Origin of the sequence: Neisseria perflava, assembly GCF_002863305.2 — a bacterium.
GTDB lineage: Bacteria > Pseudomonadota > Gammaproteobacteria > Burkholderiales > Neisseriaceae > Neisseria > Neisseria perflava_A.
This window is the reverse complement of record NZ_CP136962.1, coordinates 959,365-980,978: the sequence shown is the minus strand read 5'-3', so window position 1 is coordinate 980,978 and position 21,614 is coordinate 959,365. Positions and strand designations below refer to the sequence as shown.

The window sequence follows — 21,614 nt, the reverse complement described above, 5'->3', positions numbered from 1 at the left end:
AGGAACACAAACCACTACCAAAAACTGTTACAGGGCAAATTCTCCTATTTGATGTGTTGCCGGATAAAGTGCTTTCATCAAGTCATGTGGTGAAAGCGAGAAATCTTTGCTGTTTGTCGTCAGACGGCCTTGCTGCGGCGTCAGCTCAAGCAATCGGGCGTTTGCCGACTGGATAAATTTGTTTTTCGTGCGCTGCATTTTTCTTTGCAGGGCGGAAACAACGCGGTTGTACAGACTGTCTTTTTGCTTGACTTCGCGTGTATCGGCAACCCAGCTCAAGCGTGTATTGCCGTCTTCATCTTCAATCAGCAGGATGCCGGTTTCTGATTGGGGCGATTTGCCCATACAAGGGAGCCAAACATAATATCGGCCATCTAAAGTAATGAATACTGCGTCGTGTACTTCGCACTCATCGCAACACTTGGTGGCGATTAAAGAGCGGATGGCTTGTTGGTGCAGTCTCAGAATATCAAGGGAGACTTGCTTAAAAATACTTTCGGGCATTTTCTTCTCCTTTCATTCTGTTGTGCGGTTATTTCGTTTCGATGGGTTGTATTATACGGAGATTTTTTAAATTTGCAAATGATAATTGTTCCTATTATTCAAATAATAAGTAAGGTATTAATTATTAAAGAAATTAAATTTAAAAAATTTTGTAGAAATTGGGTTTTCTACTTAAAAATACAGTAATAGATGGCCATTAAATGCAAAAAGAATAAAGGCCGTCTGAAAAAATCCAGCTATAAAAAGGCATTTCAAAAGCAGCTAAAGTTTTGCTGACTATACATTTCAGACGGCCTTCAGTATGATTCAAGGCATTTTGATAATTGCAGAAACCACCAACCATGAGCCAACGTCAGATTATCCTCGATACGGAGACCACGGGTCTTTATCCTGAAAACGGCGACCGTCTGGTCGAATTTGCCGGCTTGGAAATGATCAACCGCCAAATGACCGACTCCAACCTTCATTTATATGTCCACCCCGAACGCGATATGCCGGAGGAAGCGGCGAAGGTGCATGGTTTGACGATTGAAGTATTGGAAGCGAAGAATGCGCCGCCGTTTGCCCAAGTGGGTAAACAGATTGCCGACTTTATTCGTGGCGCAGAGCTGATTATCCATAATGCTAAGTTTGACGTCGGCTTCCTGAATATGGAATTCCGCCGCATGGGACTGCCTTCTATTGAGGAACTGGGTTGTAAAGTCACCGACACGCTGGCCATGGCGCGTGAAATGTTCCCGGGGCAAAAGGCAAGCTTGGATGCGTTGTGTAACCGCTTTTCCGTTGACCGCAGCAAACGGGTCTTGCACGGCGCGCTAATCGACTGCGAGCTTTTGGGTGAAGTCTATCTTGCCATGACGCGTCAGCAGTTCGATCTGATGGGCGGCGAGACGGAAGAAGAGGGCGAAGTCAAAAAAACCGTTATTGCGGAAACCAAACGTACGTCGCAGTTGAAAGTCATCAAAGCCAATGCGGATGAGCTGGTCGCACATGAAAAATATTTGGACGACTTGGGCGAGGCGTGTGTATGGCGCAAGGCTGAAACGCCTGATGAGGCCAATGCCGGAGCGTCAGCATGATGCGCCGCAATATCGCTTTGATTCCTGCTGCCGGTGTGGGAGCGCGATTTGGTGCAGGAAAACCTAAACAATATGTTGAAATCAATGGTAAAACCGTATTGCAACATACCATAGAAATCTTTGAGCAACACCCCCGCATAGATTTAATTGCCGTTATTCTTTCGCCGGAAGATTTGGTTTTTCAGACGGCCCTGTCTGAGAAAGTACGCGTCTTTCGAGTAGGCGGCGCAAGTCGTGCCGAAACGGTACGCAATGGTGTGTCCGCTTTATTGGAGCAAGGTTTGGCCGAGGCGCAAGATAATATTTTGGTTCATGATGCCGCGCGCTGTTGTCTGCCTGCTGAAGCGTTAACGCGTTTGCTTGATGAGGCGGGCGAGAGTAATGAGGGCGGTATTTTGGCCATACCGGTGGCTGATACGCTCAAGCGGGCAGACGGCAATCATCATATTGATGAAACCGTTGCACGCGCAGGATTGTGGCAGGCGCAAACGCCGCAGCTTTTTCAGACGGCCTTGTTACATCGTGCTTTATCGGTTGATGATTTAAGTGAAATTACGGATGAAGCATCAGCGATTGAAAAACTGGGTATCCGGCCGCGCTTGGTGCAGGGCGATACGCGCAATTTGAAATTGACGCTGCCGCAAGACGAATACATTGTCAGATTGTTGCTCAAGGCCGTCTGAACAATCAAAACCCATTATTTAAGGAAACAAACATGAATATCCGTGTCGGACAGGGCTACGATGTCCATCAGTTGGTCGAAGGGCGAGATTTGATACTCGGCGGCGTAAACATTCCGTTTGAAAAAGGCTTGCTGGGTCATTCAGATGCCGATGCGCTGTTGCATGCGATTACCGATGCCCTGTTGGGTGCGGCCGGTTTGGGCGATATCGGCAGCCATTTTCCCGATACTGCCGCCGAGTTCAAAGATGCTGACAGCCGTGTGCTGTTGCGCGAGGCTTATCAAAGCGTGCAGGAGTTGGGTTGGAAGGTGGTTAATGTCGATACGACCGTGATTGCGCAAAAGCCAAAACTTGCGCCGCATATTCCGGCAATGCGCGCTAATATTGCCGCAGATTTGGGTTTGCCCGAAAACTGCGTGAACATCAAGGGTAAAACCAACGAAAAACTTGGCTATCTGGGACGTATGGAAGCCATTGAAGCGCAAGCGGCAGTATTGCTGATTAAAGCCTAAGAGCTTAAAATTACTTTATTATTCAAACTGAAAGACTGACAACATGGCAACTCAAGACGAACTCAAACGTATTGCCGCCGAAAAAGCGGTGGAATTTGTTCCTGAAAACGAATACATCGGTATCGGTACCGGCTCTACCATCAACTTTTTTATCGAAGCTTTGGGTAAAAGCGGTAAGAAAATCAAGGGTGCCGTGTCTACTTCTAAAAAATCCAGCGAGCTTTTGGCGAAATATGAGATTCCAGAAGTTTCACTGAATGAAGTGATGGGTTTGGCGGTTTATGTTGACGGCGCAGACGAAGTCAACCATGCGCTGCAAATGATTAAGGGTGGCGGCGGTGCGCATTTGAACGAAAAAATCGTGGCCAGCGCATCCGATAAATTTGTTTGTATTGCCGATGAAAGCAAATATGTTTCCCGTTTGGGTAAATTCCCATTGCCGGTGGAAGTGGTTGAAAATGCCCGTTCGCTGGTGTCGCGCAAACTGCTTGCCATGGGCGGACAGCCTGAGTTGCGTGTTGGTTATACTACTTTCTATGGAAATCAAATCGTTGATGTTCATGGCCTCAATATCGATCAAGCCCTGAAAATGGAAGACGAAATCAACAAAATCACCGGCGTACTCGAAAACGGTATTTTTGCCCGCGATGCCGCCGATGTGTTGGTTTTAGGTACGGCAGAAGGCGCAAAAGTCATCCTGCCTTGTCAGGATTAATGAAGATTAATCAATCTTAAAGGCCGTCTGAAAGTGCATCAGGTCTTTCAGACGGCCTTTAATTTGGCAAAATATGCAAATCAGTAAAATTATAAAATGGTTGCCCGTTGTTTTATCCGTTTTGGGCGCGCTTGGTTACAGCTCACGCGATACTGAGTTGATTCGTACCGGGGTAAGCGTTGCTGCAACATTGGCACAAGGCGACAATATCGGTTTGGAAAAGGTCAATGAATGGCTGGGAAAAAATGTCGTCAAAGCCACATCTGACACCAAAGCCGAAGCTAAACCTAAACCGGAACAAAAACAAAAGTCATCGCGACAATCCTACACATACAACGGAAAAATCATCAAAATCCATGATGGCGATACCATGCACATTATCGATAGCGACGGCAGGAAACATAAAATCCGTATGGCCCATATCGATGCACCAGAAATCAATCAGGCTTATGGTACGCAATCACGAGACAATCTGATTGATGCTGCATTGAATAAAAAAGCCAAAGTCCGCGTGTTTGAAGCCGATCGCTACCAGCGCGAAGTTGCCCAAGTATCAGTCGGCACGATTGACTTGAATTTAATGCAGATACGGGATGGCGCCGCATGGCATTATGAAAGTTATGCCAAAAAACAACAAAGTAAAACTGCCTACACTGACTATTCGGCCGCACAAAAACAAGCCAAGGAAAAACGTAAAGGTTTATGGAAAAAAGATAATCCGCAAGCGCCTTGGCAATTTCGCCGTCAAAACCACGAGCAGCAGAACGGTAATAAAAAGCAGTCTGATAAACAATGGTTTGGGATTTGGTAGGTTTTAAGAAAGAGGCCGTCTGAAAACTTTCAGACAGCCTTTAATCATTAAGGTTTAGTATAAGATAAGAATGAGTGGCAGGTTTATGATTAGAGGGTAATAGAAATAAAAGTGTGGTGTAATATTTTTAAGAAGGGCGGATATGAAAAAAGACACCGTTAGCTGGTGTCTTTAGTATCTGGCAGAGAGGAAGGGATTCGAACCCTCGATACGCTATTCACGTATACACGCTTTCCAGGCGTGCGACTTAAACCACTCATCCACCTCTCTGTGGACTATTATCCTAACTTGTTATCAGAATAATGTAAAACTTGACTGATTGATTTATCAGTGGTGCCCAGGAGAAGACTCGAACTTCCACACCCGTGAGGATACTAGCACCTGAAGCTAGCGCGTCTACCAATTCCGCCACCTGGGCAATTTAAATTTTCTTAAGCAAAGAAGCACCAAATTATTTGGTGCCCAGGAGAAGACTCGAACTTCCACGCCCGTGAGGACACTAGCACCTGAAGCTAGCGCGTCTACCAATTCCGCCACCTGGGCTTTGCTTTATTCTTCAATTTAAGGTAGAGTTGACTACCTGAACTGCGAAGAAGCAGCTATTATATATTTTAAAAAAAGAATGTCAACTATCAAAATGAACAAAAATACTAAATCTTTAAATTTACGAGAAAAAGACCCGTATTTGGAGCGGGAGAAACAACGTTACTCTCATCCGTTGCCCAGCCGTGAGTGGGTCATTGAATTATTGGAACAAAAAGGTGTGCCGACAAAAATCGAAGCTTTGGCACATGAATTGTCGATTACAGAAGATGAATATGAATTCTTCGAACGCCGTCTGAAAGCGATGGCGCGCGATGGTCAGGTGTTGATCAATCGACGTGGCGCGGTGTGCGCGGCAGAAAAATTGGCATTGGTTAAATGCCGTGTCGAAGCGCATAAAGACGGCTTTGGTTTTGCCGTGCCGCTAACGCCGACGGGCGAGGGCGATTTTATTTTGTATGAGCGTCAGATGCGCGGCGTGATGCATGGGGATATTGTTACTGTTCGTCCTGCTGGTATCGACCGCAGAGGCCGTCGTGAAGGTACAGTTTTGGATGTGGTGGAGCGTGCGCAGTCTAAAGTGGTCGGCCGTTTTTATATGGATCGCGGTGTGGCTATTTTAGAGGCAGAAGACAAGCGTTTGAGCCAAAGTATCGTGTTAGAGCCTGAAAGCGTGGCGAACTTTAAACCGCAATCCGGCCAAGTGATTATGGCTGAAATTGAGACGTATCCTGAAGCGCATCGTCCTGCTGTGGCTAAGCTGATTGAAGTGTTGGGCGATTATGCCGACAGCGGTATGGAAATCGAAATCGCTGTACGCAAGCACCATTTGCCTCATCAATTCAGCGAAGCATGTGTCAAAGCTGCGAAGAAAATTCCTGATCATGTGCGTAAAACCGACTTGAAAGGGCGCGTGGACTTACGTGATTTGCCTTTGGTAACCATTGACGGTGAAACTGCGCGGGACTTTGACGATGCGGTTTTTGCTGAAAAAGTCGGCCGCAATTACCGTTTGGTGGTAGCGATTGCCGATGTCAGCCATTATGTCCGTCCTGATGACGGAATTGATGTAGATGCTCAGGAACGCAGTACCAGCGTGTATTTCCCACGCCGTGTGATTCCGATGCTGCCGGAGAAGTTGTCCAATGGTATCTGCTCGCTCAATCCTGATGTTGAACGCCTGTGTATGGTGTGCGATATGGTGATTACCTATGCCGGCAATATCAAGGAATACCGTTTCTATCCGGCAGTAATGCGTTCGCATGCGCGACTGACTTACAATCAAGTTTGGGATTGGATTTCAGACGGCCGGGATCATCCGTTTAAACCACAAATTGATACTCTGTATAAGTTATTTAAAATCTTGCAGAAAAAACGTTTCGAACGTGGCGCGGTTGAGTTTGAGAGCGTTGAAACCCAGATGATTTTTGATGACAACGGTAAAATCGACAAGATTGTTCCCGTTGTCCGCAACGATGCGCACAAGCTGATTGAAGAATGTATGTTGGCGGCAAATGTTTGCGCGGCAGAATTTTTGCTGAAAAACAAACATACGGCTTTATTCCGCAATCACTTGGGCCCGACCCCCGAAAAACTGGCCACTTTACGCGAGCAGCTTGGTTTGTTGGGGCTGAGTTTGGGTGGTGGCGATAATCCGACGCCGAAAGATTATGCTGCGCTTGCTGAGCAATTTAAAAACCGTCCGGACGCGGAATTGTTACAAGTAATGATGTTGCGTTCTATGCAGCAGGCGGTTTATGAGCCGCATTGCGACGGTCACTTTGGTCTGGCTTATGGTGCATATGCACACTTTACTTCGCCTATCCGCCGTTATCCCGATTTGACGGTACATCGTGCCATTAAGGCTGTGTTGAACGGACAAACTTACCAGCCCAATAAAACCTGGGAGGCTTTGGGCGTGCATACCTCTTTCTGCGAACGCCGAGCTGATGATGCCAGCCGCGATGTGGAAAACTGGCTGAAAACTTATTATATGCGCGACAAAGTCGGCGAAGCCTTTAGTGGCAAGATTTCGGGCATAACCAGCTTCGGTATTTTTGTAACCTTGGATGATATTCATATCGACGGCTTGGTACATATCAGCGATTTGGGAGAGGATTATTTCAACTTCCGTCCTGAAATTATGGCGATTGAGGGCGAGCGTAGTGGTGTCCGTTTCAACATGGGCGATACGGTCACTGTAAAAGTCGCGCGTGCCGATTTGGATACCAGCAAGATTGATTTGACCTTAATCAGCGGCGGTTCAGTTGGTAAGAAACGCGGCAGTAGAAAAGTGAAATCTGTGAGTAAGCCGACAGCTGCTGACAAGCCTGTCGAAAAGCGTAAGCGTAAACTTTCGGCTAAAGAAATTGATGAAGCGTTGGCTACTCCTGTGAAGGCAAAGAAGAGCAAGGTGAAAAGTAAACCTGCTTCTAAGCCGGCCAAACCAAGCAAACCTAAAGTCGCAAGCAAGAAAAAAGCGCAGGAGAAAACAGCTTCTGTCAAAGCTGGGCGTAAAAATAATGCTCAAGGCAAAAGCGTGAAGATTAAAGTGAAGAAAGCTGCTAAGAAATAAGCTGTATTCAATTCAGGCCGTCTGAAAAGTTTCAGACGGCCTGAATTTGTGATTTTATGAATAACACCAAGGATAAATAAGATGATAAAACTGTACGGTATTCCCAATTGCGATACGGTTAAAAAAGCGCGCAGTTGGTTGGCGGAAAACGGCATCGAGTTTGAGTTTGTAGATTTTAAGAAAAACGCCCCGACTGCCGAATTGATTGATGGCTGGCTGGAGCAGGCGGCTTTGGAAATTTTGCTCAATAAAAGAGGCACGACTTGGCGCAAGTTGGATAAAGATGCGCAAGAATCTGCCGCCACAAAAGAAGGGGCGATTGCTTTAATGGTGGAGAATCCCAGTATCATCAAGCGGCCTGTATTGGTCAAAGAAGGACAGGTTCATATCGGATTTTCAGTAGAAGCGTATCAGGAAATTTTCGGATAAGGCATTTTTAGGTTTTTAGGCCGTCTGAAAAAGCAAGCCTCGAAAAAATACGTTACAATACGCGCTTTGAGCCTGTTTTCAGGATTTTAAGATTTTTGCGGCAGCATTTTGCGTCTGCCACGCCAAACTTTTCTTTCGGATAAATATGTTCCATATTGTTGAAAAATATAAAACACCCGCCCAGATTGTTTTAGGTATCATCGGTCTGACCTTTATCGGATTCGGTGCCAATAATTTGTCTTCGCCGGGTTCTGATTACATTGTTAAAGTCGGGGATGAGAAAGTCAGCGAACACGCTTTACAGATTGCGATACAAAACGAGCAGGCTGCCGGCAATAATGCGCCTTCGCGTGATGCGATATTCCAATCTTTATTGCAAAGAGCTTACCTGAAGCAGGGCGCCAAGCTGATGGGCATCGCTGTGTCTCAGGAACAAATCAAGCAAGTTATTGTGGATGATCCGAATTTCCATGATGCTTCCGGTAAATTCAGTCAGGATTTGCTCAAGAAATATTTGGATCAACGCAGGATAACCGAGGATCAGTTCGTTGAAGATATCCGTGAACAGTTCCAATTGCAAAATCTGTTGAATTTGGTGCAAAACGGTGCTCTGGTCAGTGATGCGCAAGCGCGTCAGTTGATTAACCTAACTCAAGCAACGCGTACCATCCGTTCATTTACGTTCAGCCCTGAAGCATTTGCTGCACAAGTCAAAGTAGATGATGCGGCTTTGCAAAAATATTATGAAGCGCATAAGAAAGATTACTTGATTCCTCAAGCCGTTAAGCTGGAATATGTAGCTTTGAACATCAAAGATTTGGCTGACAAACAAACCGTCAGTGCGGAAGAAGTACAAAAAGCTTACGACAGCAAAAGCGTAGATTTGTCGCCAAGAGCCGAAATTGCGCATATTTTCATTCCGGTTATGCCTAATGGAGATGAAGCAAGCAATGCGGAAATTAAAGCCGAAGTGGACAAAATGGCTGCGGAGCTTAAAGCACATCCAGATTCGTTTGCCGAACTGGCGGCTAAGTATTCTAAAGACCTGTCCAGCAGCAACAAAGGCGGCAACTTGGGTTACCTGAGCAAAAGCGGCGGCAGCGGCTTCGGGCCAGAGTTTGATAAAGCGGCATTTGCATTGGGCAAAGGCGAAGTCAGCGATACCGTTAAATCATCTTTGGGTTATCACGTCATTAAAGTTTTGAATGTCGAAGCTGAACCGACTTTAGAACAAGCCAAAGCGCGTATCGAAGCAGCCTTGAAACTGAAAAAAGCGGCTTCTGCCTTTAATGCCGCTAAAGAAAAACTGGGTGAAGATACCTTCAATGATCCGTCTTCTCTGGCAAAAGCAGCCGCCAATTCAGGTTTGAAAGTAGAAAGCCTGGATGAATGGGTGACCAAAGCGGGTGCGAAGGAAGCCGGCTTGCCTGAAGCATTGATTAATGCCGCGTTTAGTGATGATGTACTGAAGAAAAAACACAATTCTGAAGTGATCGCCATCAACAACGATACCGTTTGGGTCATTCGTGCGAAAGAAGTGCGCGAAGAGAAAATCGCACCATTTGCGGAAGTCAAAGACAATGTCCGTGCAGCATATCAGCGCTCTGAAGCCGCCAAACTGGCAGAGAAAAAAGCCCAGGAAACTTTGGCCGCATTGAAAGCCGGTAAAGCTGCCGATGTTCAATGGTCGCCTGTTTCTCAATTGAGCGCGCAAGATGCACGTAAAACCATGTCTCCGGAGGCTTATGCAGCTTTGTTGAAAGCGCGTCCTGCCGGTGGCAAACCTGCGTATACATTGTTGGAAGGTATGCCTGCGCCGGTGATTATGGAAGTTCAGAGCGTTTCTGCTCCTGAAAATGCCGATTCACAGATTCCTGCTGCCAAACAGGCTTTGGTTCAGCAGCTTTCTGCCAATGTTTTCGATGCCTTGCTCCAGTATTTGGATAAGAAAATCGATCGTACGCAAGGTGCACAACAAGTTAATAATGCTGCCGAATAAGCAGAGTATTTGAGTAGGGCAGCCGGATGAATTCCGGCTGTTTTCTTATTTTTAGCTATCTTTTTAAAGGCCGTCTGAAATCATGAGTAAAAATCCTGATGCCTTTGTCCGCTTGATTAATGCATTAAAAATCCTGCCAAATGTCGGCCCGAAATCCGCACAACGCATGGCTTACCAGCTTTTACAGTACAAACGCGAAGAAGCGCAGGAGTTGGTGGACGCTTTGCAGTTTGCTTTGAGACAGGTGCAACATTGTCGGATGTGCAACACATTTTGCGAAGGCGATTTGTGTGAAATTTGTGCGGACGAAAAACGCGAGAAAAGCCGCTTGATGATTGTGCATATGCCGGCGGATGTTTCCAGTATGGAGGCGGCTAATTGCCATGATGGCCTGTATTTTGTTCTGATGGGGCAAGTCAGTCCGGCGCAGGGCATGGATATTTCGGCAGTAGCGTTAGATAAGCTGGTTGTCCGTTTGCAGGCGAGTGATATTGAGGAAATTATCATTGCAACCAACTTCACAGCCGAAGGCGATGCGACAGCATATGTATTGGCGGAATTGTTTAAAAATCTTCCTTATAAAGTCAGCCGATTGGCAAGGGGAATCCCTTTGGGTGGCGAGATGGAATATGTGGATGCCGGTACTTTGGCACAGGCTGTTTACGATAGAAGAAATATTCAATCTTAAATGGCAATATAAAAAGGCCGTCTGAAAGTCTTTCAGACGGCCTTTTCATTGATTAAATCAGATTATTTGCAGCTGACGCCTTGAATTTGAGGCGTATCGCCGTTGCCGACTTTGAATGCGCATTTGGTTGCGCTGCTGCCGGATACGGTAACAACACCGTTTCCGCTGTTGAGGCTGACAGGTTCTTTTACGCCCATGCCGACAGCAGTAGCTGCCAGTTTTTGAACATCGGCGTCGGAGTAAGCGGTATTGTTTGAACTGATTTTGATTTCTTTGGCGGCATATGCATTGAAGCTGAATGACAAACCTACAGCTACGGATACGAGGGCCAAGAATTTTTTGCTGTTCATTAGTGTATTTCCTTTTTGATGGTGACAAAGTGTGTCACAGCTTCAGAATAAGGGCGATTGGCCGATTGTGCAAGTTTTTCGGCGGAATTTACGGGAAGATACATGGTTTTACATACACTTTATCCCTGAATGCTACATCAGTCGGGCAATCGGACGACCTGTCGGTTTTACGGTACAATAAGCGTTTTTTGACAAACGAATGAGGCATTTTTGAATGGCTTCTTTAGAAACTTGGATAGGCCTGCGCTATCTGCGTGCGAAAAAACGCAATGGCTTTATGTCATTTATTACCATGATTTCAATCGCCGGTATCGCCTTGGGCGTAACGGCACTGATTGTGGTGCTATCAGTGATGAACGGATTTCAGAAAGAGATACGCGGCCAATTGTTGAACGTCGCACCTCATGCGGAAATCGGCTATTACGATGTCGGCAGTGCGCCGGGTTGGCAGAATTTGCGCGAATTTGTAAAAGGCAAAAAGGAAGTGTTGGCCAGCGCGCCTTATGTTTCCGATCAAGCTTTGCTTGCCAATGCCGGAGAAGTACGCGGTGTACAGATACGCGGTATCTTGCCGTCTGAAGAAAAAAATGTCGTTGATTACGGCAAGGATATGCCGGCCGGCAGTTTTGACGATTTGAAGCCGGGAGAATTTGATATTATTTTAGGCCAAGGGCTGGCTGAGGCATTGGGTACGGAGCTTGGCGGCAAGGTTACAGTGATTACGCCAGAGGGTAATGTCACTCCTGCCGGCGTGGTGCCACGCTTGAAGCAGTTTAATGTAGTCGGTGTGGTAAAAACCGGTGTTTATGAGGTCGATAATACCTTGGCCATGACGCATATCAAGGATGCGCAAGTCTTGTATCGACTGGGTGAAAATGTCGGTGGACTGCGTTTGCGGTTGGCTGATCCTCAGAATGCACCATCTTTCATTGCCAAGTTGATTCCCGATGCTAAAAAAGATGAAGTATGGGTGCGTGACTGGACGTTTAACAACCGCAGCTATTTTGAAGCCGTTGAGTTGGAAAAACGCATGATGTTCATCATTTTGACACTGATTATCGCGGTTGCTGCGTTTAACCTCGTCTCGTCTTTGGTAATGGCGGTAACGGAAAAACAAGCCGATATTGCGATTTTGCGCACTTTGGGTTTGTCCCCTGGCGGCGTCATGAAGATTTTCTTGGTGCAGGGCGCATTTGCGGGATTCTTCGGTACGCTTGTAGGCGTGGTATGCGGTGTATTGCTGGGTTGGAATGTCGGCAAGATTGTCGCGTTTTTTGAAGACCTGTTCGGCGTACATTTGATTAACTCGCAGGTTTATTTCATCGATTACCTGCCTAGTGATGTGAACTTGAAGGATGTTGCCGTTATTGCCTGCATTTCGCTTGGCTTGGCATTTATTGCCACACTGTATCCGAGCTGGCGTGCAGCAAAAACCCAACCTGCGGAGGCTTTGCGCTATGAGTAAGACAATTTTGAAATGTATCGGCGTTGGCAAAAGCTATAATGACGGTGCATTGAATGTACAAGTGTTGAATCATTTAGATTTTGAAGTTGCCGAAGCGGAAAGCGTGAGTATTATTGGTTCATCAGGTAGCGGTAAATCCACATTGCTGCACCTTCTTGGTGGCTTGGATATGCCGTCTGAAGGCAAGGTGATACTGATGAATCAGGATTTGGGCGGCTTGAGCCAAAAACAGTTGGGCGAATTGCGCAACCGTTATTTAGGTTTTGTGTATCAGTTCCACCATCTATTGCCTGAGTTTTCTGCTTTGGAAAATGTCATGATGCCGCTTTTAATCGGTAAAATGCCCAAGGCGATGGCTGAGGAGAAAGCTGTCAATATGCTGAAAAAGGTTGGCTTAGATAAGCGTATGCTGCACCGTCCGAGTGAACTTTCCGGCGGCGAGCGTCAGCGTGCGGCGATTGCCCGTGCTTTGGTCAATGAGCCGAAATGCCTGTTGGCAGATGAGCCGACAGGGAACCTTGACCGTAAAAATGCGCAAAATGTGCTGGACATGATGCTGGATTTGAAACGCGAATTGAACACCAGCTTGATTGTGGTGACCCATGATGACGATCTGGCTGAGCGTTTCGACCGGGTAATGACCATGAAAGACGGCAGCCTGCAAGTGTTGCAATAAGGTTATTATTTCAGGAAAATATTTTATGCTTTGAACGGTATAATAGAGGCCGTCTGAAAATAGGTTTTCATTTATGGAAACGCTGTTTTTCAGACGGCCTTTCTTTTGTCCGTATCAATCAAGCATAAACCATGAATCCAACCGACTCTATCCTTTCCTCTGCCGCAGATGCGGCCATAGCGTTTTTCCGCCGCCACGAAGTACAGGGAGCATCCGTTATTGAGCCTTATGTGGTTCGACTGTTTGCAGCCTTGCAAAACGGGCATTCGTTTATTTACTTGGATAAAGCGGATGTTGATGCCTTAAGCAACTTGCCGAATTTGGTCGGCAATGAGGATAAACCGCTTATCCTGCAAGGCCGGAAATTGTTTTTAGGGCGGATGTGGCAGTTGGAGCATGATTTGGCTGTTGAAATCAAACGGCTGGCAAGTGCCGAGGCGGAAGAAGTGAATTTCATGGCGGCTTCAAAAAGCCTGAGCGACTGGTTTGATACTAAAGACAGCAAAGAGCAAAGGGGTGCTGCGGCTTTGGCCTTGCTGCAAAACTTTATGCTGATTACCGGCGGGCCGGGTACGGGGAAGACGACGACCGTAGCAAAGCTTTTGGGTCTGATTTGCAATAACAGTACGAAGCTGCCCCGTATTGCGTTGGCTGCGCCGACGGGCAAAGCGGCTGCGCATATGGTACGGGCTTTGCAGCGTGCTTTGGACGGTTTTGATTTGTCTCCGAGCGTCAAAGCGCATTTGGAAAACTTGGAAGGGCAGACTGTTCATCGTTTGTTGAAACTGCGTCCGCCGCAAATGCGCCCTGCGTTCAATCATGAATATCCGCTTGCATTGGATGTTTTGGTGGTGGATGAGGCCTCAATGTTGGATTTGCCGCTGGTGTTGGATTTGTTGCGCGCCGTGCCGACCGGCTGTCGTCTGGTGTTGCTTGGCGATGAAAACCAGTTACCGTCGGTTGGCTTGGGTGCCGTATTGGCGGCATTGTCGCGTCCGACGGCTTTGGATAAAGAAACCGCTGAAAAGCTGGAAGTGTACCTGCCCAATCATGGCTTTGAAATTAAAGGGCAGCCACAGGCTTTATCGCAAAACAATGCCAAATTGACATTCAGCCACCGTTTCGGTGCAGACAGCGGTATTGGTTGTTTGGCAAGGGCGGTGGTGTCCGGGGAAAAGCAAACTGCGGTCGAACAGTTTGACAAGTTCCCCAAAGAATTGGAAATGAAAACAGGCCGTCTGAAAGAGCAGGTCGCTTTGCTGTATCAAAAGCAACAGGATTATTGGCAGGCCGTGGCAGAGAATAATGTTGCACTCGCTTATGGTCATGCGGCCGATGTGGTGGTATTGGCAGCTTGGCGGCAGGATGCGGATGATTTGAATCAGGCTTATCAAGAATACTTGCAACGACAAGGCAAGGTTTCGGGCGAAACGCCTTGGTTTGCCGGACAAATCATCATGATTACGCACAATGATTACATGCTGGAAGTGTTTAACGGCGACATCGGGCTGATTATGAAAGATGAAGAATCGTTGAATGGCTTGTCTGCCTATTTTCCTGAGAAAGATGGATTCAAAAAAATTGCCATCAGCCGTTTGCCTGATTTTGAATCGGCTTTTGCCATGACGGTGCATAAGAGCCAAGGTTCGGAATATCGGGAAGTATGGCTGTTGCCCCCGTCAGTGCCTGCAACGACGGAAAGTGAAGAGGAAGCCCGAGGTTTGGATAAGGCTTTGCTTTACACGGCCATTACCCGTGCGCGTGAACGTTTTGTGTTTTGGGGAAATGCGGAGGAATTGTGTCAGGCTGTGGGATGCCATCAAAAACGCAGGACAGCATTGGCCGATGCCTTGAAATGGCAGTTTGAACAGCCTGATGAGCAGGCTTCTGTTTGACCTGAATCAAGAGGCCGTTTGAAAGGGAATAAAGCGTTTAAATCTGCTTGACTGATTACACTAATTTACATACGATAAAAATAATTAGTAAATAAAATGAATAATTTATACGAAATTCATAATTTTGTACGCTTTATCGAATACTTCACTTTCAATACCTTCTTTTGGAGAGTCGGCATGAAATTTCAAACCAAACTGATTGCAACCTGTATTTTATTGGCTTCATCATCTTATTCATTGGCAGAAAATGCTGATGGCGGACGTGATGCGGCGGCTTTGGCCACCACCAACGATTATGTCAATTCCGGCAGCATCATTCGCAAAGATGACGATAAAATCAGCATTTTCAATGATTTGTTGACTGTAAATGGTGGCTTGCGCGTACGTGCGGATACCAAAGACATCAATGCCAACAACAGCGGTATCAATCCGACGCCTGAAGACACCAATGCCAACTTCAATGCGGAGTTTTGGTTACGCGCGAAACTGTACAAAGATTGGAAGTTGGTTGCCCAAATCGAGCCGAATATTGATTTGGAAACTGGTAAGTTCAACGGCGATCATGATGTGCCGGTGAATAAACTGTATGCCGAAGGTACTTTGTACAACAACATTAAAGCGCGTGTCGGTAAATTTGGCGCGTTCTCTTCATACGGCCGCGTATGGGATACCGAAGTTACCGGCGGCGAAATCTTCTTTGACAATAAAACCCTGCCTACCAAAATCTATGCGGGCCGCCGTACTGGCAATCTGAACGACAACACATGGGGCATTGGTGGCCGTCGCAGACATTTTGCCGCAGTTCAAAGCGTGTTGCCTGTAAATGAGAATATCAACGTCGGCGCAACCGTCAGCTACATGAAAGACATCGATGTACGCGGTGCGAAGAAAAATGCAGTCTTCGGAGAAATCGGTACGGACATCAAGTTTAATGACGATTGGCATTGGATGGCTGCAGTCAGCAAGTCCAATATCAAAGCCTATAATGATGCCGGCCAAAAAATCAAAAATGATGGCGTGTTCACTGAAGTGCGCTATAAATCAGCCGACTGGAACGTCCGCAATTCTTACGACGTATTCTTGAACTACCGCCGTGTCGGTTCGTTGTCCGGTGTCTCTTCCGTTGAGGATTACAGCAAAAACGTCCAAGGCGTGCAAATCGGTGCGACCTATATTCCTTGGAAAAACTGGAAACTCAAAGGCTTCTATTTAGCCGGCAAACAGGTTACGCCTACTGTTGGCACGGATAAGCAGGACGTAAACGTTATTCGTGGTCAGTTAGAATATAAATTTTAATCATCACAAATAAAAAAACAGGCAGGATGTCCTGCCTGTTTTTGGTTTTCAGACGGCATGGATATAGGGCCGTCTGAAATAATGGATTCAACGCTTACCAGCTATCGCGCTTCATACGGTCAAGCTGACGGCGGTCGCGTTTGGTCGGGCGTCCGTCCGGATAAGCAGCACTGATGCGGCTGGCTTGGTCGAGCTGTTTTTGAGCTTCGCGTTCGGCAGCCGTTTTCATGTCTTCTTCGTAGAGTAAACGCGCTTCCGGTGCCGGTCGGCGTTGATGATTGAGCGCGGCAACTTTGAATTTATAGGGCAGGGAGTTCAAAGTCATGTCGATGGTGTCGCCGGCAGAAATATTTTTGCTGTTTTTCACCTTTGAGCCGTTTACCAAAACCCTGCCCAGCTCAATATGTTTTTGTGCCAGCGCGCGGGTCTTGAAAAAGCGCGCGGCCCACAGCCATTTGTCCAAGCGCATGGACGAATTGTCATGATCGTTTTTCATAGCCTGTTTGAAATGATTGAACTGAATTGAAGTTTATCATAAGATACGGCACTTCATTCGTTTAGTGCAGATATACTATTTCTTTGTTAAAGGCCGTCTGAAAGATTTTTTATTGCAAAAGATGGCAGTTTCCCTTTGAGAAATGCTGTCAAATACGCCTGATTAGCGTATCATGTCAGCAACCGTTACCGAGAGCTTTGTTTTATGAAACCCGTTTTTTTGGACTTCGAACAACCCATCGCCGAATTAACCAATAAAATCGACGAGTTGCGATTCGTACAAGACGAATCTGCCGTTGATATTTCCGACGAGATTGCCAGACTGCAAAAGAAAAGCAGTGAGTTGACCAAGTCGATTTTCAGCAAGCTGACTCCGGCTCAAATTTCACAAGTGTCCCGCCATCCGCAACGTCCTTATACTTTGGACTATATCAACGGTATTTTTACCGATTTTGAAGAATTGCACGGCGACCGCCATTATTCTGACGATCATGCCATTGTCGGCGGTTTGGCGCGTTTCAACGGCCAAAGCGTGATGGTTATTGGTCATCAAAAAGGCCGCGATACCAAAGAAAAAATCCGCCGCAATTTCGGTATGCCGCGTCCTGAGGGTTACCGTAAAGCACTGCGCTTGATGCAGACTGCCGAAAAATTCAATATTCCGGTCATGACCTTTGTCGATACCCCGGGCGCGTATCCGGGCATTGGTGCGGAAGAACGCGGCCAGTCTGAAGCCATCGGCCGTAATTTGTACGAACTGACCCGCCTGCATGTGCCGGTATTGTGCACCATCATTGGCGAAGGCGGCTCGGGTGGCGCTTTGGCAGTGGCTGTCGGCGACTACGTCAATATGCTGCAATACTCGACTTATTCGGTGATTTCTCCCGAAGGTTGCGCCTCTATTCTTTGGAAAACTGCTGAAAAAGCAGCAGATGCCGCGCAAGCATTGGGTATTACCGCCAAACGCTTGCAAGAGTTGGATGTCATCGATAAAGTAATTGATGAGCCTTTAGGTGGCGCACACCGTGATTTTGAAACTACGATGAAAAACGTCAAAACCGTTTTGGAACAGCAATTAAGCGAAGCGCAAAGCATGACTATGCCTGACTTGCTTTCTCGCCGTTTCGACCGCATCATGGCTTACGGTAAATTTACCGATAAATAAGTTTGACTGTTGAAGAAGCAAGCAGATGCCGTCGCTGCTTGCTTTTTTTGTGTTCTATTTTTGAGTAATTCACAATTTCAGGCCGTCTGAAATGTCGCCAGTATCCCCTGATTCCCTATTTAAAAGTTTTCAAGCAGCTTTTCCTGATTTGCCGAGCCACACTGTTTTTGAAGTTGGCTTGAGTGGCGGATTGGATTCTGTCGTCCTGCTGCATCTTTTGCATCGGATGCGCGAATTTCGCTATTTTGATTTGCGTGCCGTCCATGTTCATCATGGTTTAAGTACCAATGCCGACAGTTGGGCTAAATTTTGTCAGGATTATTGTCAGCGTCTGAATGTTGCCTTGCGGGTGTGCCGTGTCAATGTGGAAAAACAAGGAAAAGGTTTGGAAGCGGTGGCTAGGGCTGCACGATATCAGGCATTTTCAGACGGCCTGAAGAAAATTATTGTTTTGGCCCATCATCACAATGATCAAATCGAAACATTTATGCTGTCGGCTGTACGCGGGGGTGGATTGCGCGGTATGGCGGCCATGCCGGTATGGCGTGATTTAAATGAGGAGATTCAAATCTGGCGACCGCTTTTGGCATTTTCCCGTCAGGAACTGGCTGAGTATGCGCAACAATGGGGATTATCTTTTGTTGAAGACGAAAGTAATGAAGACTCCGGCTATTTACGCAATTGGATGAGAAATCAGGCTTTGCCGCAATGGCAGCAGCGTATTCCGAATTTTGAGCAGCAAATTTGTGCCAATGTTCGATTATTGCAGGAAGATTTGCAGCTTTTAGATGAATTGATTGAGTCTGAATACCAGTGCATCAGTCCAAGTGGAATATTCAGCATCAGTCTGTGGCGGCAATGTACGCCGCTTTTGCGTCGTCGGCTTCTTTGGTATTTTTTGCGAAAGCAAACGGAATCATTGCCTTCTTATCACAGTATTGCCGATTTTGCCCGAGTGTTGGAAACCGCTGATCAGGCGCAGTTGAATTTGCCAGATGGGGAACTGGTCGCATATCGGGACAAGCTGTTTGTTTGTCAGGAAAGTGAGTTTCAAACACTGCCTTGGTGTAATGGCAGGGAAGTTCGAGGCCGTCTGAAAGATATTTTGTTGGAAAATGGTTTCGTTTTATTACCGTTTAAGGGAGGTTTGTTAGAAGAGGAGTTGGTGAAGCCGGCGGTACTTAGAAGTGTGGCCAAAGGTGATGTGATTCAGTCGGGACAGAGGGAAAAATCAGTCGAAAAACTATTGCAAGAGTGTCATATTGTGCCACTCGTCCGTAAATATTGGCCGATTATCCTAAGTATGGGCAACAAGTGCCTTGCTGTTGTTAATCTTCGGGTGGGAAGCGGTGTTCAAATAGGCGAAGGCTATCTGCCTGTTCATGAAAAGTTGGTCAAATATATAGCAGAAAAGCAAAGAGACTAACTGTAAATTTAGTAAGTATTAGTAATTTAACTACTTGTGCTAAGTGTATATATAATAAGCAATACAGCTTATGTTAGAGCATCTGCACGAATAAACTTTGGCAATTGAGTGTAATCTTGTGGAACTATTTCAAAGCGTTGCTGTCTTTACTGTGCACAGCACGCTTTACTATTTTTGGTTTAAAGCAGTAAAACGATTAAAGGTTGGGTATGAACGATCGCCAAATAGATCAAGTTTTGGTGGAGCGCGCGCAGAAAGGTGACCATAAGGCATTCGAGATGCTGATGTCCAAGTATCAGCGTCGGCTAAACAGACTGATTTCCCGGTTTATTCAGGATGAGCATGAAGTGCACGATGTAACCCAAGAGGCAATGATTAGGGCTTATCGTGCGCTGGTTAATTTTCGCGGTGAGAGTGCGTTTTATACATGGCTGTACCGTATCGGTATCAATACGGCAAAGAATTTTCTGACCACTTCGGGTCGCCAGTTTTTTGTCAGTTCGGAAGCAGCCAATGAGGAGGGAGATGTTCTTGATTTAACCGATCAGGTTGCGGATTACCATACGCCGGAAGCTGAAATGATGAATCGGGAAATCTTGCAGACCGTCGAAGCAAGCATTGCGCAACTGCCAGACGATATGCGTCAAGCCATTACGCTTAGGGAAATGGATGGCTTGTCTTACGAAGAAATAGCTCGGGTAGTGGATTGTCCGATAGGTACTGTACGTTCGCGTATTTTCAGAGCGCGTGAACTGATTGCAAAAGATTTGCGGCCGCTGTTGGATACTTCTGAAGATCAAAGGTGGTAATAAAAATGAACGAAAAAACAAATAAAGCATTGGAGTATGTGTCTGCATTGATGGACGGTGAAGCATTGACTGATGAGATGCTGGATGCCGTATTGGCAGACGAGGAAGCTATGCGCGCTTGGCATGAGTACCACATTATCGGCGACTGTATCCGTCAGGGTGCAGCGGCAAGTGTTGCCGGTGAAACCATGCAAAGCAAAGCATTTACAGTGCCTCAAACCGAAGCTGAAGGCAAACAGGAAAAATATGCTCAGCGTGAAGCGGCTAATAGCGGCTTCTTCAAATTCTTCGCGGCCGCTGCCAGCGTGTGTGCGATTGCTGTTGCAGTATGGCAATTTACACCGCAAACTTCTCGTGACGCTCTGCCGGTTGCAGAGAAGTCTAATACTCAGCCTGCCCAAAATATCATTCCAGTGAGCGGTACGCCTAGTGATAAAGCGGCTTCCGAGCCTGGAGAGACTGTTGTACCGAATGCGGCAAAAGACGGCAAACTTGAAAACCGTCCGACTGTCCGTACCGAGCAGCAAAATGAGCAGCAGACTGTTGTGCAGTAAAAAATGAAATCATGTAAAACCCTTGCTTTATTGCAAGGGTTTTTTTATTTTCGTAGTAAAACCGTTAGGCCGTCTGAAAGCATAGCTTCAACGAAGTCAAAACAGTTATAATGCGCTCCATGAAACTGATTACCTCTGCTCAAAACGAACAGCTCAAACATTTATTCCGTCTACTGACGCAGGCCAAAGCAAGGCGTGAAAGCGGTGAAACCGTATTGGAAGGCGTACATCTGCTGCAAACTTATTTGCAAAGCGGCGGTACGCCCAAACAGGTTTATCTGCCTGAAAAGAAACAGCAACATCCTGAAATTCAAGAAATTACAGCGCAGTTGGATGAGGGATTGATTACTTGGGTTGGTAACGAAGCACTGTCTAAAATCACCAGCCTGACTGATGCCGATGATGTGATGACTTGGATTGATATTCCGCAGCAGGCAGGTTTACCTTCAGACGGCGATTGTGTGGTATTGGAGCGGGTACAAGACCCCGGCAATGCAGGCACAATTTTGCGCAGCGCGGCGGCGGCAGGAGTCAGGCAAATCGTGTGCGGCAATGATTCCGTGGATATCTGGTCGCCCAAAGTATTGCGAGCGGGGATGGGCGCGCATTTTCTGCTGTCTATTTTCAGCAGAGTGGAATTATCCGCTTGGATGGAAACGTATTGGCATCAAATTTGGGCAACCGCCTTGGGCGGGCGCAATATCGGTTTGTATGAAATGGACCTCAGTCAACCTTGTGCTTGGGTGTTTGGCAATGAAGGCAGCGGCGTGAGCGAAACGGTAAAAGAGAAGGCCGATGCCTGTGTCAAAATTCCCATGTTGGGGCAAACCGAATCATTGAATGTCGCGATGGCGGCGACGGTTTGTCTGTTTGAACAAATGCGGCAGCGTATCCATGCCCAGGCCGTCTGAAAACAATAATACGATTTTATTTTAAGGAACAAAA

At 46.6% G+C, this 21,614-nt stretch carries 21 protein-coding genes and 3 tRNA genes; 18 read left to right on the top strand and 6 right to left on the bottom strand.

All coding sequences use genetic code 11. From position 1 onward, the window contains the following. Positions 1-27: 27 nt before the first annotated feature. Complete coding sequence (locus tag CYJ98_RS04400; protein ID WP_049348077.1) at positions 28-504, bottom strand: hypothetical protein; 477 nt, start codon at positions 502-504, stop codon at positions 28-30. Between the two features lie 341 nt (positions 505-845). Between CYJ98_RS04400 and dnaQ the strand changes: the two genes are divergently transcribed. The 5 genes from dnaQ (at position 846) to CYJ98_RS04375 (ending at position 4,304) form a co-directional block, all read left to right on the top strand. Continuing rightward, positions 846-1,583 (top strand): DNA polymerase III subunit epsilon, encoded by a 738-nt coding sequence (gene dnaQ / locus CYJ98_RS04395; protein WP_101755497.1) that lies wholly within the window; start codon positions 846-848, stop codon positions 1,581-1,583. Continuing rightward, complete coding sequence (gene ispD / locus CYJ98_RS04390; protein ID WP_101755496.1) at positions 1,580-2,266, top strand: 2-C-methyl-D-erythritol 4-phosphate cytidylyltransferase; 687 nt, start codon at positions 1,580-1,582, stop codon at positions 2,264-2,266. Before dnaQ ends, ispD begins: the two co-directional genes overlap by 4 nt. Before the next feature lie 32 nt (positions 2,267-2,298). Beyond that, a complete protein-coding gene (ispF, locus tag CYJ98_RS04385) occupies positions 2,299-2,778 on the top strand; it encodes a 2-C-methyl-D-erythritol 2,4-cyclodiphosphate synthase (RefSeq protein ID WP_070608281.1) in 480 nt (159 codons plus the stop codon). 43 nt (positions 2,779-2,821) lie between these two features. Then, the gene (rpiA, locus tag CYJ98_RS04380; RefSeq protein ID WP_003679072.1) at positions 2,822-3,493 is read left to right on the top strand and encodes a ribose-5-phosphate isomerase RpiA; all 672 of its coding nucleotides are present in this window, start codon (positions 2,822-2,824) and stop codon (positions 3,491-3,493) included. Between the two features lie 73 nt (positions 3,494-3,566). Beyond that, entirely contained in the window at positions 3,567-4,304 is a 738-nt protein-coding gene (locus tag CYJ98_RS04375) for a thermonuclease family protein (protein ID WP_101755495.1), read from the top strand. 179 nt (positions 4,305-4,483) lie between these two features. Here CYJ98_RS04375 and CYJ98_RS04370 read toward each other — a convergent pair. The 3 genes from CYJ98_RS04370 to CYJ98_RS04360 form a co-directional block, all read right to left on the bottom strand. Beyond that, positions 4,484-4,574, bottom strand: a tRNA-Ser gene (locus tag CYJ98_RS04370). 61 nt (positions 4,575-4,635) lie between these two features. Continuing rightward, positions 4,636-4,722 (bottom strand) — tRNA-Leu (locus CYJ98_RS04365). A 38-nt stretch (positions 4,723-4,760) separates the two neighbouring features. Then, positions 4,761-4,847 (bottom strand) — tRNA-Leu (locus tag CYJ98_RS04360). Between the two features lie 79 nt (positions 4,848-4,926). Here CYJ98_RS04360 and rnr point away from each other — a divergent pair. The 4 genes from rnr to recR all read left to right on the top strand — a co-directional run bounded on the left by rnr (position 4,927) and on the right by recR (position 10,538). Next, the gene (gene rnr, locus CYJ98_RS04355) at positions 4,927-7,422 is read left to right on the top strand and encodes a ribonuclease R (protein WP_162817323.1); all 2,496 of its coding nucleotides are present in this window, start codon (positions 4,927-4,929) and stop codon (positions 7,420-7,422) included. Between the two features lie 81 nt (positions 7,423-7,503). Next, positions 7,504-7,851, top strand: coding sequence for an ArsC family reductase (locus CYJ98_RS04350; RefSeq protein ID WP_070826225.1), 348 nt, complete (start codon positions 7,504-7,506; stop codon positions 7,849-7,851). 145 nt (positions 7,852-7,996) lie between these two features. Next, positions 7,997-9,850 carry a SurA N-terminal domain-containing protein gene (locus CYJ98_RS04345; RefSeq protein ID WP_101755493.1) on the top strand — a complete coding sequence of 618 codons (1,854 nt, stop codon included), beginning with the start codon at positions 7,997-7,999 and terminating at the stop codon, positions 9,848-9,850. An 82-nt stretch (positions 9,851-9,932) separates the two neighbouring features. Then, positions 9,933-10,538: a recombination mediator RecR gene (gene recR / locus CYJ98_RS04340; RefSeq protein WP_101755492.1), complete on the top strand. Its 606-nt coding sequence runs from the start codon at positions 9,933-9,935 to the stop codon at positions 10,536-10,538. A 62-nt stretch (positions 10,539-10,600) separates the two neighbouring features. Here recR and CYJ98_RS04335 read toward each other — a convergent pair whose 3' ends face one another. Then, positions 10,601-10,888 carry a hypothetical protein gene (locus CYJ98_RS04335; RefSeq protein WP_003683377.1) on the bottom strand — a complete coding sequence of 96 codons (288 nt, stop codon included), beginning with the start codon at positions 10,886-10,888 and terminating at the stop codon, positions 10,601-10,603. A 214-nt stretch (positions 10,889-11,102) separates the two neighbouring features. Between CYJ98_RS04335 and CYJ98_RS04330 the strand changes: the two genes are divergently transcribed. The 4 genes from CYJ98_RS04330 to CYJ98_RS04315 all read left to right on the top strand — a co-directional run bounded on the left by CYJ98_RS04330 (position 11,103) and on the right by CYJ98_RS04315 (position 16,220). Next, positions 11,103-12,353 (top strand): lipoprotein-releasing ABC transporter permease subunit, encoded by a 1,251-nt coding sequence (locus tag CYJ98_RS04330; RefSeq protein ID WP_003746931.1) that lies wholly within the window; start codon positions 11,103-11,105, stop codon positions 12,351-12,353. Further along, a complete protein-coding gene (lolD, locus tag CYJ98_RS04325; RefSeq protein WP_101755491.1) occupies positions 12,346-13,029 on the top strand; it encodes a lipoprotein-releasing ABC transporter ATP-binding protein LolD in 684 nt (227 codons plus the stop codon). The genes CYJ98_RS04330 and lolD overlap by 8 nt, the downstream gene beginning before the upstream one ends. A gap of 131 nt (positions 13,030-13,160) precedes the next feature. Beyond that, a complete protein-coding gene (recD, locus tag CYJ98_RS04320) occupies positions 13,161-14,924 on the top strand; it encodes an exodeoxyribonuclease V subunit alpha (RefSeq protein ID WP_101755490.1) in 1,764 nt (587 codons plus the stop codon). A 96-nt stretch (positions 14,925-15,020) separates the two neighbouring features. Continuing rightward, a complete protein-coding gene (locus CYJ98_RS04315) occupies positions 15,021-16,220 on the top strand; it encodes a hypothetical protein (RefSeq protein WP_101755489.1) in 1,200 nt (399 codons plus the stop codon). 94 nt (positions 16,221-16,314) lie between these two features. On the opposite strand, the gene CYJ98_RS04310 is transcribed toward CYJ98_RS04315, so the two are convergent. After that, a complete protein-coding gene (locus tag CYJ98_RS04310; RefSeq protein WP_003679090.1) occupies positions 16,315-16,716 on the bottom strand; it encodes an RNA-binding S4 domain-containing protein in 402 nt (133 codons plus the stop codon). 204 nt (positions 16,717-16,920) lie between these two features. On the opposite strand from CYJ98_RS04310, the gene CYJ98_RS04305 reads away from it, so the two are divergent. The 5 genes from CYJ98_RS04305 (at position 16,921) to CYJ98_RS04285 (ending at position 21,580) form a co-directional block, all read left to right on the top strand. Beyond that, positions 16,921-17,880: an acetyl-CoA carboxylase carboxyltransferase subunit alpha gene (locus CYJ98_RS04305; RefSeq protein WP_049333774.1), complete on the top strand. Its 960-nt coding sequence runs from the start codon at positions 16,921-16,923 to the stop codon at positions 17,878-17,880. Between the two features lie 226 nt (positions 17,881-18,106). Then, positions 18,107-19,306 carry a tRNA lysidine(34) synthetase TilS gene (tilS, locus tag CYJ98_RS04300; RefSeq protein ID WP_244169018.1) on the top strand — a complete coding sequence of 400 codons (1,200 nt, stop codon included), beginning with the start codon at positions 18,107-18,109 and terminating at the stop codon, positions 19,304-19,306. Positions 19,307-19,515: 209 nt separating this feature from the next. Next, positions 19,516-20,115, top strand: coding sequence for an RNA polymerase sigma factor RpoE (gene rpoE / locus CYJ98_RS04295; RefSeq protein WP_063068110.1), 600 nt, complete (start codon positions 19,516-19,518; stop codon positions 20,113-20,115). Positions 20,116-20,120: 5 nt separating this feature from the next. Then, positions 20,121-20,669 carry a sigma-E factor negative regulatory protein gene (locus CYJ98_RS04290; protein WP_070625344.1) on the top strand — a complete coding sequence of 183 codons (549 nt, stop codon included), beginning with the start codon at positions 20,121-20,123 and terminating at the stop codon, positions 20,667-20,669. A gap of 119 nt (positions 20,670-20,788) precedes the next feature. Continuing rightward, positions 20,789-21,580 (top strand): TrmH family RNA methyltransferase, encoded by a 792-nt coding sequence (locus CYJ98_RS04285; protein WP_101755622.1) that lies wholly within the window; start codon positions 20,789-20,791, stop codon positions 21,578-21,580. Positions 21,581-21,614: the final 34 nt, after the last annotated feature.

Bases quoted from the DNA above. Each gene is read 5' to 3' on its own strand.
- ispF (WP_070608281.1), top strand. From the start codon at position 2,299: ATGAATATCCGTGTCGGACAGGGCTACGATGTCCATCAGTTGGTCGAA.
- CYJ98_RS04335 (WP_003683377.1), bottom strand. From the start codon at position 10,888: ATGAACAGCAAAAAATTCTTGGCCCTCGTATCCGTAGCTGTAGGTTTG.
- CYJ98_RS04330 (WP_003746931.1), top strand. From the start codon at position 11,103: ATGGCTTCTTTAGAAACTTGGATAGGCCTGCGCTATCTGCGTGCGAAA.
- tilS (WP_244169018.1), top strand. From the start codon at position 18,107: ATGCGCGAATTTCGCTATTTTGATTTGCGTGCCGTCCATGTTCATCAT.
- CYJ98_RS04375 (WP_101755495.1), top strand. From the start codon at position 3,567: ATGCAAATCAGTAAAATTATAAAATGGTTGCCCGTTGTTTTATCCGTT.
- CYJ98_RS04350 (WP_070826225.1), top strand. From the start codon at position 7,504: ATGATAAAACTGTACGGTATTCCCAATTGCGATACGGTTAAAAAAGCG.
- CYJ98_RS04290 (WP_070625344.1), top strand. From the start codon at position 20,121: ATGAACGAAAAAACAAATAAAGCATTGGAGTATGTGTCTGCATTGATG.
- CYJ98_RS04400 (WP_049348077.1), bottom strand. From the start codon at position 504: ATGCCCGAAAGTATTTTTAAGCAAGTCTCCCTTGATATTCTGAGACTG.
- CYJ98_RS04305 (WP_049333774.1), top strand. From the start codon at position 16,921: ATGAAACCCGTTTTTTTGGACTTCGAACAACCCATCGCCGAATTAACC.
- rpoE (WP_063068110.1), top strand. From the start codon at position 19,516: ATGAACGATCGCCAAATAGATCAAGTTTTGGTGGAGCGCGCGCAGAAA.
- lolD (WP_101755491.1), top strand. From the start codon at position 12,346: ATGAGTAAGACAATTTTGAAATGTATCGGCGTTGGCAAAAGCTATAAT.
- recD (WP_101755490.1), top strand. From the start codon at position 13,161: ATGAATCCAACCGACTCTATCCTTTCCTCTGCCGCAGATGCGGCCATA.
- dnaQ (WP_101755497.1), top strand. From the start codon at position 846: ATGAGCCAACGTCAGATTATCCTCGATACGGAGACCACGGGTCTTTAT.
- CYJ98_RS04310 (WP_003679090.1), bottom strand. From the start codon at position 16,716: ATGAAAAACGATCATGACAATTCGTCCATGCGCTTGGACAAATGGCTG.
- rnr (WP_162817323.1), top strand. From the start codon at position 4,927: ATGTCAACTATCAAAATGAACAAAAATACTAAATCTTTAAATTTACGA.
- rpiA (WP_003679072.1), top strand. From the start codon at position 2,822: ATGGCAACTCAAGACGAACTCAAACGTATTGCCGCCGAAAAAGCGGTG.
- ispD (WP_101755496.1), top strand. From the start codon at position 1,580: ATGATGCGCCGCAATATCGCTTTGATTCCTGCTGCCGGTGTGGGAGCG.
- CYJ98_RS04345 (WP_101755493.1), top strand. From the start codon at position 7,997: ATGTTCCATATTGTTGAAAAATATAAAACACCCGCCCAGATTGTTTTA.
- CYJ98_RS04315 (WP_101755489.1), top strand. From the start codon at position 15,021: ATGAATAATTTATACGAAATTCATAATTTTGTACGCTTTATCGAATAC.
- recR (WP_101755492.1), top strand. From the start codon at position 9,933: ATGAGTAAAAATCCTGATGCCTTTGTCCGCTTGATTAATGCATTAAAA.
- CYJ98_RS04285 (WP_101755622.1), top strand. From the start codon at position 20,789: ATGAAACTGATTACCTCTGCTCAAAACGAACAGCTCAAACATTTATTC.